The organism is Pseudomonas sp. PvP028 (assembly GCF_017832255.1).
Classification (GTDB): domain Bacteria; phylum Pseudomonadota; class Gammaproteobacteria; order Pseudomonadales; family Pseudomonadaceae; genus Aquipseudomonas; species Aquipseudomonas syringae.
In genome coordinates this window covers 5,330,286-5,345,939 of sequence record NZ_JAFIBL010000001.1, presented here as the reverse complement: position 1 = coordinate 5,345,939, position 15,654 = coordinate 5,330,286, and the positions used below count along the sequence as shown (strand labels likewise).

General features: G+C 59.0%; 12 protein-coding genes and 2 pseudogenes. 7 read left to right on the top strand and 7 right to left on the bottom strand.

Annotation, left to right across the window (positions count from 1 at the left end; all coding sequences use genetic code 11):
* Positions 1-70: 70 nt before the first annotated feature.
* The 3 genes and pseudogenes from JOE34_RS22775 to JOE34_RS26155 form a co-directional block, all read right to left on the bottom strand.
* Positions 71-2,761, bottom strand: a complete 2,691-nt coding sequence (locus JOE34_RS22775) for a glycoside hydrolase family 3 C-terminal domain-containing protein (RefSeq protein ID WP_057407151.1) — start codon at positions 2,759-2,761, stop codon at positions 71-73.
* A 59-nt stretch (positions 2,762-2,820) separates the two neighbouring features.
* The gene (locus JOE34_RS22770; RefSeq protein ID WP_024662572.1) at positions 2,821-3,069 is read right to left on the bottom strand and encodes a hypothetical protein; all 249 of its coding nucleotides are present in this window, start codon (positions 3,067-3,069) and stop codon (positions 2,821-2,823) included.
* 277 nt (positions 3,070-3,346) lie between these two features.
* Positions 3,347-3,505 (bottom strand): annotated as a pseudogene (locus tag JOE34_RS26155) (MFS transporter); the annotation flags it as partial.
* A 34-nt stretch (positions 3,506-3,539) separates the two neighbouring features.
* Between JOE34_RS26155 and JOE34_RS26005 the strand changes: the two are divergent.
* Positions 3,540-3,680, top strand: a pseudogene (locus JOE34_RS26005) (ArsR family transcriptional regulator); the annotation flags it as partial.
* A gap of 43 nt (positions 3,681-3,723) precedes the next feature.
* On the opposite strand, the gene JOE34_RS22760 reads toward JOE34_RS26005, so the two are convergent.
* A complete protein-coding gene (locus tag JOE34_RS22760) occupies positions 3,724-5,892 on the bottom strand; it encodes a TonB-dependent siderophore receptor (protein WP_029572959.1) in 2,169 nt (722 codons plus the stop codon).
* Between the two features lie 233 nt (positions 5,893-6,125).
* Here JOE34_RS22760 and JOE34_RS22755 point away from each other — a divergent pair, with 233 nt between their 5' ends.
* The 5 genes from JOE34_RS22755 to JOE34_RS22735 all read left to right on the top strand — a co-directional run bounded on the left by JOE34_RS22755 (position 6,126) and on the right by JOE34_RS22735 (position 11,149).
* Positions 6,126-7,685, top strand: a complete 1,560-nt coding sequence (locus JOE34_RS22755; RefSeq protein WP_074908252.1) for a cryptochrome/photolyase family protein — start codon at positions 6,126-6,128, stop codon at positions 7,683-7,685.
* Positions 7,682-7,825 (top strand): DUF2256 domain-containing protein, encoded by a 144-nt coding sequence (locus JOE34_RS22750; RefSeq protein ID WP_003383779.1) that lies wholly within the window; start codon positions 7,682-7,684, stop codon positions 7,823-7,825. Before JOE34_RS22755 ends, JOE34_RS22750 begins: the two co-directional genes overlap by 4 nt.
* A 146-nt stretch (positions 7,826-7,971) precedes the next feature.
* Positions 7,972-8,400, top strand: coding sequence for a DUF2231 domain-containing protein (locus JOE34_RS22745; RefSeq protein ID WP_003342934.1), 429 nt, complete (start codon positions 7,972-7,974; stop codon positions 8,398-8,400).
* Positions 8,397-9,689: a sorbosone dehydrogenase family protein gene (locus JOE34_RS22740; RefSeq protein WP_003423316.1), complete on the top strand. Its 1,293-nt coding sequence runs from the start codon at positions 8,397-8,399 to the stop codon at positions 9,687-9,689. The genes JOE34_RS22745 and JOE34_RS22740 overlap by 4 nt, the downstream gene beginning before the upstream one ends.
* Before the next feature lie 260 nt (positions 9,690-9,949).
* Entirely contained in the window at positions 9,950-11,149 is a 1,200-nt protein-coding gene (locus JOE34_RS22735) for an MFS transporter (RefSeq protein ID WP_032660372.1), read from the top strand.
* 62 nt (positions 11,150-11,211) lie between these two features.
* On the opposite strand, the gene JOE34_RS22730 is transcribed toward JOE34_RS22735, so the two are convergent.
* Positions 11,212-12,852, bottom strand: a complete 1,641-nt coding sequence (locus tag JOE34_RS22730) for a methyl-accepting chemotaxis protein (RefSeq protein ID WP_032660376.1) — start codon at positions 12,850-12,852, stop codon at positions 11,212-11,214.
* Between the two features lie 268 nt (positions 12,853-13,120).
* Entirely contained in the window at positions 13,121-14,116 is a 996-nt protein-coding gene (locus tag JOE34_RS22725; protein WP_003315226.1) for an aldo/keto reductase, read from the bottom strand.
* A gap of 169 nt (positions 14,117-14,285) precedes the next feature.
* On the opposite strand from JOE34_RS22725, the gene JOE34_RS22720 reads away from it, so the two are divergent.
* Positions 14,286-15,008, top strand: coding sequence for a haloacid dehalogenase type II (locus tag JOE34_RS22720; protein WP_024693594.1), 723 nt, complete (start codon positions 14,286-14,288; stop codon positions 15,006-15,008).
* 24 nt (positions 15,009-15,032) lie between these two features.
* Here the strand turns inward: JOE34_RS22720 and JOE34_RS22715 are convergent, their stop codons facing one another.
* Positions 15,033-15,551, bottom strand: a complete 519-nt coding sequence (locus JOE34_RS22715) for a GNAT family N-acetyltransferase (protein WP_032660379.1) — start codon at positions 15,549-15,551, stop codon at positions 15,033-15,035.
* Positions 15,552-15,654 lie beyond the last annotated feature (103 nt).

The window sequence follows — 15,654 nt, the reverse complement described above, 5'->3', positions numbered from 1 at the left end:
AGGCATCGGTGGTCCTGTCGACCACCGATGCCTTTGGCGTGTGATGAATGTTGCTTGGGATGAATGTCGCTTAGTAAGCCTGTTCTGCCTTGACCTGTACGGCCTTGCGCAGGGGAATCGGCAGCGGGTTGGAGTCGCGAGTGGTCAATTTCTCCGGGTACAACGCTACAACCGTGCGGTCGAGCGTCAGGTTTTCCGAGTCCTTGCCTACCAGCACCTTGAACTTGCCAGGGTCAACGTTCCAGCTCACCGAGTTGGCTGAGTAGTACGCGAACGAGCGCGAGTCCAGCGCAATGGTCACGGTCTTGCTTTCGCCAGGCTTCAGGTAAACCTTGGAAAAGCCCTTCAGCTCTTTCTCTGGACGATCAACCAGCGGCTTAGAAGGCTGCACGTACAACTGAGCCACTTCGAAACCGGCCTTGTCACCCGTGTTGGTAACCGTGAACGACGCTTGAATGGTCGCGCCCGGTGCCAGCACATTGCTCGACAGCTTCAGGTCGCTGTACGCGTAGGTGGTATACGAAAGCCCGAAACCGAATGGGTACAGCGGTTTGGTGTGCTTCTTGTCGTAACCGCGATAGCCCAGGTACAGGCCTTCGCTGTAGCTCATCTCGACAGGCGGGTTAGGGCTGCTGAAATAGTAAGGCACCGGGTTCGAGTACGATGCATAGCTCGGATTGTCCTGCGCCTTCTTGTCCAGCGTGATCGGCAGCTTGCCCGACGGATTGACCTTGCCGAAGAGGATTTCAGCCAGTGCCTGGCCGCCCTGTTGCCCTGGATACCAAGCGTGCAGAGACGCACCTACCTTGTCAGCCCACGGCTGCATGTCCATGCCACCGCCACCGTGCAGTACCACGATGGTTTTCGGGTTGGCTTTCTGAATGAAACCGATCAGCTCGGACTGGAATTGCGGCAGTTCGAACGGACGATCGAGCGACTCACCCTCGTATTCAAAGTTATTGCCGGCGGCTACCACGACAGCGTCGTAATCCCCCAGGTTCTTCGGTGGACGCAACGATGCCCAGCTCATCTGCACGCCGTTCATGCCGCCCAGTACCGGGGTGAAGTTGCCCTTGAGCCGGCGGTATTCGAGGCGCACGTTGTATTCGCTGCCGGCCTTGAGATTCGGTGTCTTGACGGTGCGCGGCACGACTGGAATCAGGTCGAACGAGACTTGCGCGCCTTCATCTTCAAGCACCAGCTCATCGTTGATCCAGAGTTTGTAAGGGCCGTCGGCACGCACCTTGAACACCTGGGGCCCGGTGATCGTCGGTTTGATCTTGCCGGTGAAACGGGCAGAGAACGCGCCTGGCGCAGGGGTATAACCGTTGACTGTGCTGGCACCGTTATCGGTCACGTTGGTACTGGTAATCCAGTCCAGGTTGACGCCCGGCTCGATGCGGGTTGCCACCGGGTCGCCGGACAGCGAGGTGTTGGCGTAGTACTCGGCTTTTACGCCGGTGTTGCTGATCGCCTGCTGGTCACTGCCTGGCTGATACCAGACCGATGATTTAGGGTTCAGGCTCATCTGTGGCAGGTAGTCCACATTCGACGGGCTAGACGCCAGTTGCTTGAGTCCGCTCACTTCGGTGACATAGCTGGCCGGCGCCGAATAAGCGGTGCCGAACGGCGCGGTCGGCGGCTGCATGGCCATATCGCCAATCACGGCGATCTTTGCGTTTCTGGACAACGGCAGCAGAGGTTTCTGCCCGTCTACTGGCTCGTTGCGCAGCAGGACGATCGATTCTCTGGCGACGTTCAAGGCCGCCAGCTGACCGTATTCACGATGCTCCAGTGGCTGCGCCTTGTTGATCCCTTTGTCAAAGCCGTAGCTGACCAGCGCTCTCAGGTTCCTGCGCACCTTGTCGTCGATCACGTTCTGGTGCAGTTGACCATTCCAGACGTAAGGCAGCAGTTTGGCTTCGGTAAACTGAAGGCCGCTGGGCATGTCGATATCGGTGCCCGCCCAGGCACCCTTGAAGGCGTCCTGAACCGAGTTGAAATCGCTCATGACGTTACCCTGAAAGCCCCACTGGCCTTTGAGGATATCGGTGATGAGGTGGTGGTTTTCACACGCGTATTCGCCGTTGATCTTGTTGTAGCCGCACATGATCGAGGCGATATTCGAGTTCTTGACCAGCGATTCGAAGCCCGGCAGGTACAGCTCCTGCATCGCTCGTTCGTCGATCTTCACATCCAGATAATGACGGTTCGCTTCCTGCTCGTTCATAAGGTAATGCTTGGCGGCCGCCTGGATGCCTTGAACCTGGATACCGTTGGTGACGGCAGGTGCCAGTACTGCGCCGAGAAACGGATCTTCGCCGCTCATGTACTCAGCTGCCCGGCCGTTGAACGGCGTGCGGTACAGGTTGATGGCCGGCGACAGCATCTGCTGACCGCCTGCGATGCGGGTTTCGTAGCCGATGGCCAGACCGAATTCCTTGGCCCGGTTAATGCTCCAGGTTGCGGCAAGGGCGGATGGCGAGGGGTACTGCGCGCCGAACGTCTTGCCGCCGACCAGTACGCCCATGGCCGAGTCATAGGCGACCGTGCCTTGGAGGTTGAACTTGTCCAGCTTGGGAATCATGCGGCCGTCGTCAACGCGCGAAAAATTGATTTTTTCCGATTGCGTCATGTTGTCCAGCATCGCGCCTACGCGCGCTTCCACTTCATTGCCGGTCATCGGCGTGACAGCGAATACGCTGCCTGCCTGGGCGATACCGAGCGCCAACAGGCTCAGGCCCAGGCCTTGTTTGATCATGGACACGGAGTTATTCCTTACGTCATTCATAGGTTGATCGGTTGCAGTCAGTGGGTCACTCAGCGGTCTTCATTGCCGGCAGGCGCGTCAGCAGTGTCGATCGGTGCATCCACCACCGTTTGCGCGCCATTGGGCGTTTTCTGTACGGCAGCGTCGGCACCGGTGATCTGCTCACGCTGGGCGTCGACTTCTGCGCGGCGCTCGCTCGACGTGGATGGCAGCGGGTTCTGCCTGTCAGCGGCAGACACCGGGAGGGCGGCAAGGGACATCAGTAAAGTGGCAACAACAGGCAGCAGGGGGCTGGCCATCGGGAGAATCTCCAAACAGAAATATGAAACAGGCAGACAGGCAAGTCAGCAGCTCAGGGCCGCTGACAGTTCATTCAAGTCGTGCGTGACAAACAGAAAATTGCTGAAAGGTAAAATACACGAATGTAATTTTATATATTTGAGATTGGGTAAAATTCAATGGCAGCTATTTGGTTTTGGTTTTGTTTTAATTTCAAAATATATATTTAATAGGCAATATTTTTCTGGTTTTTTGTGTTTTTACAGGCATTAATCTTCTTTTTAAAAAACAGAGTGATCACTCTGTTTTTTGGTTTTTAGATGGTTTTCCATGGGGTCGCGTGCTGATAAGTGAAAGTATTGCTGACGCCTGAATACTGGCAGTGAGTGTCAGCATCATCACGTCGCTGTCAGGCCCGTCGAATAAAGCCCGGACGCCACCAAAGAATGCCTACGCCTGTCTGGACTGGAGTGAGCCTCTCCTCACATCGGCGGCGCTGCTGGAGCTGATGCTCAAGCGCGGCTGGGTAAGCCGCCATCTGGATTCCAGAGCACTGCAGCTGATGCCCAAAGGGGCAGGCGGGATGGCGAAGGCGTTTGATCTGGAAGGCGGTGTGTTACCGCTCAGATAACCACGCTGCTATCGGGCATGCCCGGTAGCAACGGGGATCAGGTTCAGAAGCTGTATTTCGCCGTCAACGCATAGCTGCGCGGGTTGCCGTACACGTCGGTGGAGCCCCATACCGAACTTGCGCCAATTGCCGTGTAGTAGGTGCGGTCGAAGATGTTGTTGGCGTTCAGTTGCAGGTCGAGGTTCTTGCTCACCTGATACCCTGCCATCAGGTCGGCGACGGCGTAGCTACCCTGTTCCAGGCGATAGCTGCCATCGGTAAGCGCGATGTCGTTGTACATGCGGCTCTGCCAGTAAACGTTACCACCGACGCGCATTTTCTCCAGTGCACCCTGCAGACGATAGACCGTCGACACCTTGAACAGATGCTCGGGTGTGTCGGTGTTGAATTGCTGGTTCTTGTTCGCCGGATCGGCGTCCTTGAGGTAGTGGGTGCGGGCGTAGGTGTAGCCTGCGCCGACTTGCCAGTTCTCGGTCAGCGCGCCTTGCAGTTCCATCTCGATGCCTTGGCTGCGTACCAGACCGGCAGCGTCGTAACAGGTCAGAACCGCGCAGCCCGCTTGGGTCGGCGACTGGGTCTTGAGGTTTTTCTGGTCGATCTGGAACACCGCCAGGGAGGTGTTGAGCGCGCCGTTGAAGTATTCACCCTTGATACCGACTTCATAGTTTTCGCCCACCACCGGCTTGAGCACCTTGCCGGACAGGTCCTGTGCGCTCTGCGGCTGAAAGACGTCGGTGTAACTGGTGTAAAGCGAGTGGTGTTCATCCAGCTTATAGATCAGCCCTGCGTAGCGCGTCAGGTTACGGGTGACTTTGTAGTCTTCATCGCCGACGCGGTCATCGTAGTCGTACCAGTCCAGACGGCCGCCGAGGATCAGGGTCAACGGATCGGCCAGGCTCAGGCGTGTGGTGAGATAGACCGCATCCTGGGTAGCGATGCTATGCGTCTTGCCATTGCGAACGAAGTCCGGCTTTGGCGCGCCGATGGGCAGGCCGGTGTCGTAGGGGCTGTACTCGTTGCTGGTCTGGTCGTACACGCGCCGGCTGGTGCCGACCACCACTTCATGAGTGCGGCCGAAGGCCTCGACCGGCCCACTGGCGTAGGCATCGAAGGCGGTCTGCTGCTCTTCCGGCTTCGACTGGTAGGCCGTGGTTTCCAGCGGGCCGTTGTAGCGAGACAGATAAGTCCCCGAAAACAGGCCGTCCAGCGACGAGCTCGAGCCTGCTACGCGCAGCTTCCAGTCGTTGTCGAAACGGTGCTCCAGCTCACCGAACACGGTGTCTATCTGGATTTTCTTGTTTTCCCAATCCGAGCCGGAATAGGTGGAGCGCGGCAGGTTCAGGTGGTGACCATCGACGCCCAGGGGCAGGCCGCCCCAGAAGTAGTTGGTCTGATCTTCCTGACGAGACAGGCCCAGGGTGGCGGTCGTCGCGTCACTCAGATCGGCTTCGACCACCCCGTAGAACACGCCGTGATCGCTCTTTTCCTTGTCGCGGAAACTGTTGGCATCCTGGTAGGAGCCGACTATGCGGCCGCGAACCGTGCGGCTGTCGTTCAGTGGGCCGGACGCATCGAATACGCCACGGTAATCGTCCCAGCTCCCGACCGTGCCGGTGAGGGTGACCTGTGGCACGGCGGTAGGGCGTTTGCGCACCATATTGATCGCTGCCGAAGGATTGCCAGACCCTGTCGCCAGGCCAGTCGCGCCCCTGATCACCTCGACATGATCGAACATGGCCAGATTGGGTTGAACGCCTGCCGTGTAGCCCGAGTACGAGGCGGGCAGGCCGTCGTACATGATGTTGTCGATGTCGAAACCGCGGGACGTGTAGGTTTGCCGACCCGGTCCGCTGGACTGGTCCAAAAACAGTCCCGGCGTATACCTGACCACGTCATTGATGCTAGTCATGGCCTGATCGTCCATGCGTTGGCGGGTGACGACCGTTACAGCCTGCGGCGTTTCACGAATGGTCAGCGGCAACTTGGTCGCGGTCTGCATCGGGCCGGTGGTGTAGGACTGACTGCCCTCGGTTGTGGAGCCAAGTTGATCGCTGCTGATCTGCGTGGCGCCCAGTTCCATGGTCGTGGCGGGCTGTGCTTCGCCAACCTGTTCTCCAGCGGCAAAGGCTGCCTGTGTGGTGGCAGCCCAGATGCCCATGGCCAGCAGACCCGGTGTGAAGCGATTACGGCTTTGCGATTGTTGCCCCGACATGAACCCGACACTCCCTCGACGCCCTCCATGGCAGGATGATAATAATGTTGATAATGGTTCTCATTAGTGTGACAGGTTGTTTCGTACAGAAAAAGACACTGCGAACAAATAGTTAACAAAATTTTCACATTCCACGTTGAGGTCGCGCGTGTGTCGTCTTAAGGATCTGATGGGTATTCCATCGAAAAGCGCTATGAAAATCTTGTACATGAAATTACATTGGTACAAGTTTTATGGCTGCGGAGCCTCTTCCATTGACCCAAGCCCCTCGTCTCCACCTGATCCTTGGCGATCAGCTTTCCTTCGATCTCGCGTCCCTGAAGGACTTGTGTCCAGAGTGCGATACGGTCCTGATGGTCGAGGTCATGGAAGAGGCGAGTCATGTGCCGCATCACCCGCAGAAGATCGTGCTGATCTTCAGCGCCATGCGGCATTTTGCCGAGGCGCTGCGTGAGCGTGGTGTTCGGGTGCAGTACGTCATGCTCGATGATCCGCAGAACACAGGGTCGGTGCCGGGTGAGTTGCAGCGTTGGCAGGCCCTGTTGCGAGCAGAAGAGCTGCACGTTACCGAGTGTGGTGACTGGCGTCTGGAGCAGTCGATCAAGGACTGCGGGTTGCCCATCCAGTGGCACGCGGATACGCGCTTTCTCTGTTCCCGTGACGAGTTCTCGTCGTGGGCGCAAGGCAAGAAGCAGTTGCGCATGGAGTTCTTTTACCGGGAGATGCGCCGCAAAAGCAGGCTGCTGTTGAACGGCGACGGTACGCCGGTCGGTGGTGCCTGGAACTTTGATGCCGAGAACCGCAAGGCGCTGCCCAAGGGCATGGCCGCGCCTTATCCGCTGCGCTTTTCCGCCGACACCATCACTCGTCAGGTGCTGACGCTGGTGGGCGAGCGCTTTGCCAGTCATTACGGCTCGCTGGATAATTTCGACTATCCGGTTACGCACGCCGACGCTCAGGCGCTGTGGGAATACTTTCTGGACTATGGCCTGGCCGGTTTCGGTGATTATCAGGACGCTATGGCCACTGATGAGCCGTTTTTGTTTCATGCGCGCATCAGCGCTGCGCTGAACATCGGGCTGCTGGATTTACGCCAGGTGTGCAGTGACGTTGAATCCGCATACTGGTCGGGCAGGGTGGGGCTGAATGCCGCCGAAGGTTTCATTCGCCAACTGATCGGCTGGCGGGAATATGTGCGTGGCGTCTATTGGCTGAAAATGCCCGATTACGCGAGCGGCAATCTGTTCGGTAACAGCCGGCCGCTGCCCGAGTTTTACTGGACCGGCGAAACCAAGATGAACTGCATGAGTCAGGCGATTGGCCAGAGCCTGAAGCGCGCCTACGCCCACCACATTCAGCGCCTGATGGTGACCGGCAACTTTGCCCTGCTTGCCGGCATCGTGCCGGAGCAGATCTGCGAGTGGTATCTGGCGATCTACATGGACGCCTTCGACTGGGTCGAGCTGCCCAATACGCTGGGCATGGTCATGCATGCCGATGGCGGCTATCTGGGCTCCAAGCCCTATTGCGCCAGCGGCCAGTACATCAAGCGCATGTCTGACTATTGCCGCGGCTGTGCGTACAAGGTCACTGAAAGCACCACTGAGGATGCCTGCCCGTTCAATGCGCTCTACTGGCATTTCCTGATGCGCCACGGCGACCTGTTACGTCGCAATCAGCGCATGGCGATTATCTATAAGAACCTTGATCGTATGGCTGAGCCCAAGCAACAGGCGCTGTGGGAGCGGGGCGAGCATTTGCTGGCCAGGCTGGATGCCGGAGAAGCGCTTTGAAAAAGAGTGAGTTGCCGGTCAAAACCTGTGTGGTCTGCGGGCTGCCGTTCACCTGGCGCAAGAAGTGGGCGCGCTGCTGGGATGAGGTGCTTTATTGCTCTGAGCGTTGCCGGCGAAACAAGCGCACTGCACGCCAGTAGAGTTTTCAACATATTTCGAAATGAAAAGCGCTGAACTATCGCTTGCTCAGCATGATCCTTCCTTATGCGCATTCAGCGCGACCCCGACCTGCCAGTGCATCCGCACTGAGTTTTGATCCAGGGTCGCCGAACGAAAAGGAGCCGTCATGACCGTAACCACCCATCCCGTCTACCGCTACACGCCAGGCCCGCTACACGCGACCTTGCTTGCCGGAACCGTGCCTTTGTTTCTTGGCGGCTTGCTGAGTGATATTGCCTACTACCAGACCTTTCAGATTCAGTGGAGCAACTTTGCCGCCTGGCTGATTGCCGGAGGCCTGTTGTTCTGCGGGCTGGCGTTGCTGTTCGCGTTGGTCAATCTGGTTCGCGCCGATCACAAGGCCGGTCGTCCCGTGGTGTACTTCCTGTTGTTGCTGGTTACCTGGGTGCTGGGTCTGGTCAATGCCTTCGAGCATGCGAAAGACGCCTGGGCGGTCATGCCGTCTGGCTTGATCCTGTCGGTCATCGTCACTGTTCTGGCCTGCGTTGCGACGTGGACCGGGCTCACCAGCCTGCGTTCCGGAGGTGCAGAATGAGAAATATCCACGCATTGACTGCATTGAGCATGGCGCTGCTGCTGAGCGCCTGCGGTGGTGAAGCCGACAGCACTCAGGCGCGCGGACCGGATCCGAAACTGCCGGACCCGCAACGCGGCCTGTTGCCGAGCATGAAGATTGCCGAACCGACCGCATGGGGCGATCAGAAGCCTGCCGTGCCTGAGGGTTTCAGCATCACGGCGATTGCCAGTGACCTGAATATTCCGCGCCAGTCCATCGTCTTGCCCAACGGCGATATCATTGTTGCCGAAGGGCGCGGCGGCAGCGCTGCCAAGCTCAAACCCAAGGACGTGATTGCCAGCGTCATCAAGGCCCAGGGCAACACCAAGGTCAAAAGCGGTAATCGTCTGACACTGTTGCGGGACGCGGACGGCGACGGCAAGTACGAGCTGAAGACGGTCTTCGCCGAGAACCTCAATGCGCCTTATGGCCTGGCCTTCGCGAACGGCAAGCTGTACGTAGCCAACCAGGATGCGCTGGTCAGCTTCGATTATCAGGAAGGTCAGACCAAGGCCAGCGGTGAGCCGACCAAGGTCACCGACTTGCCTTCGGCGATTAACCACCACTGGACCAAGGCGCTCACGGCAAGCCCCGATGGCCGCTTCCTGTATGTCGGTATCGGCTCGAACAGTAACGTGACCGAGCGCGGTATGGAGGTCGAGATCGATCGGGCGATGGTCTGGCAGATCGACGCCGCCACCGGTGCCCACAAGCCTTATGCGACCGGTCTGCGCAACCCGACAGCACTGGCGATTCAGCCTGGCACCGGGCAGTTGTGGACGGTGGTCAACGAGCGTGACGAACTGGGGCCTGATCTGGTTCCGGACTACCTGACCTCGGTGAAGGAGGGTGCGTTCTACGGCTGGCCTTACAGCTATTGGGGCCAGAATGTCGACACGCGCGCCCAGCCGCAGAATCCGGCCAAAGTCGCTGCGGCGATCAAGCCTGATTACAGCCTTGGTTCGCACGTCGCCGCACTGGGCGTGTCGTTCTCGATCCCTGCCATGGGCGACAAGTTTGCCGACGGCGTGTTCGTCGGTGAGCACGGCAGTTGGAACCGCGATAACCCGGTGGGTTACAAGGTGATCTTCGTGCCGTTCAGCAATGGGCGTCCTGCGGGCGAGCCTGTGGATTTCGCAACCGGTTTCCGCGGAGCTGACGGTAAGACTCGCGGCCGGCCAGTGGGCGTGACGGTTGATCCGAAAGGCGCACTCATCATCGCTGACGACCTGGCAAACACCATCTGGAGAGTGACCCGCAACAAGTAGGTCACATGGCCTTGGGTCGTTGTTGAGTGATCGTTCCCAAGCTCTGCTTGGGAACGCCGTTCGTGAAGCTCTGCGTCAACCATGCAACCTCGACGCAGAGCATCGGCCGGATGGCCAGCCTTCGCTGGGCTTACCTTGCGTCATCCACACAAAATTCTTTCGCAAGGTGGCTTCGATACGGGCTTACACGTTAGGGTTGGCCGCTTCCACGCGCTGGCCCGAGCGGCTGGTCGCTGACATCCCTGAATTCTGGAACCGCTGTGAGTCGCTTTGAAACCGCTGGAAACGTAAAAACAAAACCCGCTTCATGGTGGGCCGTTGGCAGCGTATCGCTTGGGTCGTTCGCCACCGTCACCACTGAATTTCTGCCGGTCGGGCTGCTGCCCGATATCGCTCGCGACCTGGGAACCAGCATCAGCCAGACAGGCTTGATGATGGCCGTTCCCGGCATCCTCGCGGCCATCTCGGCACCGTCCTGTATTGCCCTGTTCAGTCATGTCGACCGCAAGCGCCTGTTGCTCGGGCTGCTGTCGATATTGCTGGCATCCAACCTGATCGTCGCGTTGTCTACGCACTTCTGGCTGACCCTCGCAGGCAGGGTCCTGCTCGGCTTCGCGCTGGGGGGATTCTGGACGATTGCCGGGTCACTCGGGCCGCGCTTGAGGCCCGGCAAGGAGGGCGTCAAGGCCACTGCTTATGTGCTGGCGGGCGTCTCGATTGGCACTGTCGCCGGGATTCCGGCCGGCACGTTGATCGGTGAAGCCTTCGGCTGGCGGGCAGCTTTTGAAACAGCGGCAGTGGTCACGGTTGCAGTGGGGTTGTTGATCGCAACCTTCCTGCCTGCGTTGCCGGGCGAACGTTCCGCCGGCATCAGCCAGATGCTGTCGCTGGCTGGCGAGCAACGCATTCGTCGCATGTTCGCCGCCGCACTGTTGATCTATGTCGGGCACTTCGCGGCTTACACGTACCTCGCGCCCTTCGTGCAGGAATTCGCGCATATTCAGGGTCAGGCGCTGGGGGCATTGCTCTTCGCGTTCGGCCTGGCGGCGGTTGCAGGCAATCTGGCCGGTGGAGCCCTGGCGGACAGAAGCGCGCCGTCCTCGGTGCTGATCATGACCCTGCTGATGCTGGGTTCGCTGACGGCGCTGCTGATGTTCGTCGGTAACCCGTGGCTGCTCTGGCCGGTGATTCTGGTCTGGGGGTTCGCTTTCGGGATGATCCCCATCACCACACAGATCTGGTGTTTCGAGGCCTCCAATGACCGTGTCGAAGGCGTTCAGGCGCTGCTGGTGTGTGTGGTGAATCTGTCGATTGGCGGCGGGGCGTTCATTGGTGGTGTGGTGTCCGGTCGGGCCGGCTTTACCGCTGCCATCGTGATCGGCGCGGTATGTGCCGCGCTGTCCATGCTCACCGTGATACTGGCGATGCGCAGCTCAAGGCCGGTCAGTTGCATAGACTGATCTGCCGATAATGGGATACCGCGGCAACGCTGAATGCATCGTCGCGATAACTCATCACACCCTCAGCCTGCCTTGAAAAACGCGACCTTGCGGGTCAGGCGATCCGCAAGCTGTGCGAGCTCCTCACTGGCGGTTGCCACCTGCTGCGATCCATTGGCAGATTTGAGTGTCGAGTCGTGGATGCTGGTGATGTTTATCGCAACGTCTTCTGCCACCGCACTCTGTTGAACCGACGCGCTGGCGATCTGCGCGTTCATGTGATTGATCGCGCTCACTTCCTGATTGATTCTCGACAAGGCGCTTTGGGCATTGCGTGTCTGTTCCACGGCACGATTGACCAGTTCACAGCTGTCGCGCATGTTCTGTGCCGCAGTTTCAGTACCACCCTGCAGCGTGCTGATCATGTTCTGAATCTCCTGGGTCGACAGCTGGGTGCGATTGGCCAGCGAACGAACCTCATCGGCCACCACCGCAAAACCTCGGCCATGCTCGCCCGCGCGGGCGGCTTCAATGGCCGCGTTGAGCGCCAGCAGGTTGGTTTGTGAGGCAATCGAGTTGATCACCTCGATCACCTTTTCGATCTCCTCGCCGTGCCGTGAGACCTGCTCCACGGTACTGGTCGTTTCAGTCAGCGTGGCCGCCAGTTGTTCGATGGCAGTGGTCGTGCCTTCGACGAGCGTGTTGCCGTTCGCCACCTCACTGTCAGCCAGACGTGCAGCGTCTGCGGCCTGTGCTGCATAGCCCGACACTTCACTGACCGTCGCGGCCATCTCGCTGATGGCGGTGGCTACCTGTTCGGCTTCACGGGTCTGCACCATGATCTGCGCATTGTTGGCGGAGGAGGCCGCCGACAGCACGGTAGAGGACTGGCTGACCTCTTGAGCGGCCATTCGTACGTCGGTGATGGTTTCCGAAAGACGGATTAGCGCTGTTCTCAGTACGCCCATGACGCTGTCGGGATACGCCGTGGTGATGGTTTGCTGCAGATCGCCCGCTGCCAGTCGGCGAATGGCTTCGGCAACTTCAACCGGTTCTGCGCCAAGGGTCTTTTTCACGAAGCGGATGATGAACGCCGACAGCACGATGCTCAGCAGCACGGCGAACGCTGTGGCCAGCAGCATCAGGCCACGGAACTGGCTGGCGGTTGCCTGCACGTTATCCAGATGAACCCTGATCGAGGCTTCCTCATTATCGATGAGCGCGTTGATACGCTTCAGCCATTCACTGTAGTTACCGGACGTCTGGCTGAGCAACAAGGCCTGCGCACCGGCGATGTCTCCAGCACGGCGCAAGGCAATCACGCTCTTGGTAGAGCTGAGCGTTTGCTGTTCGATCTCCTTGATGCCGCGCAGCAATTGGCGCTCTTCGGCACTGACATTGGGCTTGGTGAACAACTGCTCCATCGGTACGGCCGAGTCGACATAGTCCTTTTCAAGGCGGGTCATCTCTGCCAGATGCAGCGCCAGGTCCTGGTCGTTATTGACCAGCACGGCGTCACGCAGGGCGATCGCACGGTTATGCACGCTGCCCCGAAAGTTGATCGCATAGCGTTGCACCTTGGCGGCATTTTCGCCTACGTCTTCCAGGGTGCTGTCGATGAACCCGACCCGCTGAATGCCAACGGCGGTGATCAAGATGAGCAGCGACACGACAGCGGCGAATCCCAAGCCGATGCGCGTAGCCAGAGAAACCTGATTTTTCATGAAATGAACCCGAGCGAGGCAAGAGAAGAAGTCGAATTAAATAATGGCAAAGAGCCTTTATTCAGAATGGCCTGACAATACCGTCCAGTCGACTCGCTGCCCAATAGATATTTGCGCACGGTGACATAGACAGGTGTTATTTCAGAACTGTATGACAGTTACGAAAGCGTGCGGTGCGATCTTTAGGGGCGATCGTCGTCGCTGTTTGCCGCGGGTAACCGGCGAGGCTCATGACGCTCGCCGGTTCCGGGATTTTTTACAGCGTCGGTCAGACGAATCCGGTCACTGCATGGGGCACGTACGGAGCCTCGAGGCGTTTGATGTCCTCATCACTGAGCACCAGTTGCAGCGCTGCGATGGCATCGTCCAGTTGCGTGGCCTTGGAAGCGCCGACGATGGGCGCGGATACACCGCGCTTGGCCAATACCCAAGCCAGTGCGATTTGCGCCATCGGCACCCCGCGCTCTGCGGCCAGCTGTTCCACGGTATCGATCACCCGACCGTCTTCCTTTTCCGTCGCCTCGTAAAACGACTGGCCGGAAACGTCGGTTCTGGTCCGCTCCGTCTGCTGACCATGGGGCCTGGTCAGCCTGCCGCGTGCCATCGGGCTCCACGGCATCAGGCCGACACCCTGATCGATACACAGCGGGATCATCTCGCGCTCTTCTTCGCGATACACCAGGTTCAGGTAGTTCTGCATCGAGACGAACCTGCTCCAGCCATGCGCGGTCGCGACCTGCTGGGCCTTGGCGAACTGCCATGCGTACATGGAGGACGCGCCGATGTACCTGGCCTTGCCGGCCTTGACCACATCGTGCAGGGCTTCCATGGTTTCTTCGATGGGCGTGTCATAGTCCCAGCGATGGATCTGGTACAGGTCGACGTAGTCAGTGCCGAGTCGCGTCAGGCTCGCATCAATACTGGACATGATGGCCTTGCGCGAGAGCCCCTTTTCGTTAGGACGGGTCGAGCCTTCCCACATGTTCGCCGGAAAGAACACCTTCGTGGCGATGACGGTCTCGTCGCGACGGGTGAACTCTTTGAGCAATTTGCCGACGATGGTTTCCGAAGTACCTGCCGAGTAGCTGTTGGCCGTGTCAAAAAAATTAATGCCTTGCTCGACGGCGTGTTTGATGATCGGCCTGCTTGCTTCTTCGCCCAGTGTCCAGGGATGCGTTCCGGCATCGGGCTCGCCGAATGTCATGCATCCAAGGCACAGTCTGGAAATATCCAGCCCTGTGTTGCCAAGCTTTACGTAGTCCATGAATCCTCCGTCTATCGTTGATTGATCAGCCGCCGAGCCGTGTCGGTGCCGTCCATAACATTTACAGTTGGGGTAATGTCTGCCCGGAACAACTCGCTTTGGCGCGATTGGTTCTATAGTTCTAGTTCTGTAGAACTATAAGCGACTGTGCACGATTCGGGAGAGCAATATGGCCAGACTGGAACAGATAGGGTTTCTCGGTTTCGATGTATTCGGCACCGTTGTCGACTGGCGAAACGGCGTGGCGCGGGCCGCTGCGCCGTTTCTGCTGCAGCATGGCGTGAACGTCGACCCCCTTGATTTTGCCGATCAGTGGCGCGGTCTTTATCAACCTTCCATGCAGCGCGTGCGTGCGGGTGAGCGCCCGTACGTGACACTCGACGTGCTCAACCGGGAGAGTCTCGAAACCGTGCTGGCGCGCCACGAGGTGGATTTCGGCAGCATCTCCGACGCCGAGCTCGCCGAGCTCAACAAGGCTTGGGAAAGGCTCGATCCATGGCCCGACTCGGTCGCAGGCCTGACCCGATTAAAGCGCAGATTCTCGATCGGTACGCTATCGAACGGACACATCGCCGGAATGCTCAACCTGGCAAAGTTCGGCGGACTGCCCTGGGACGTCATCGTCGGCGCGGAGATCGCCGGCACCTACAAACCGATGCCCCAGGCCTACCTGAAGTCTGCAAAAGCAGTGGGTCTGGCGCCGCATTGCGTCGCCATGGTGGCTGCGCATAACGCCGACCTGACTGCCGCACGTGCGAATGGCTTCAAGACCGTATTCGTCCGACGTCCCGCCGAGCACGGGCCAGGCCAGACGTCTGATCTGACCGCCGAACAGGACTGGGACGTGATCGTCGATTCCCTGACCGAAGCGGCTGACGCGCTCGATTGCTGAAGCGCCATTACCCGGGCGGGCCGTTCACCCGCGCAAGTCTTTCCACATGTGCACTTTGGCGACGAACCCGGTGCCTACAGCGACTGCAAGGGGTTCGAGGCCAAAGGTCACGAAGCCCATTCGCTCGTACAGTCCGACTGCTTCGGTGTTGCCCTGCGTGACAGTGAGCTGGACGACCAGAAGCTCGGGCCGGGTTCCGGCATGGTCGAGCACGCTGCGCACCAATCGAGCGCCGATGCCCCTGTTCCTGTGTACCAGTGGCACGTACGTGCCGAACAGGGTCGATTTGTGTCGGGCCTTCTTTCGGGTTTCGACGCAGAGGCCGGCGACGCCCAGCAGGTGACCGTTTTCAACGGCGGCAAACACTACTTCGCTTGCGCCAGCGCTGTCATCGAGCCTTTTCTCCCACCATTGCGCAGGCAGCACCTCGCGCTCTTTCACGTCAGAGGTAAAGGCGTCTGGATGACGTTCATAGGCCTCAAGCATCAAGGCGCGATAGGCAGGCGCATCGGCCGGGGTCAGTCGCCGGTAGTTCAGGGTCATGGAGGCCGGGCTCATGTGAATCAGGTTTCGAGTATTGCATCGGATGCCTGGAAAAGTCGTCGCCTGACACTGGAATTTGAAACAGATCCGGCGGCTGGACGGC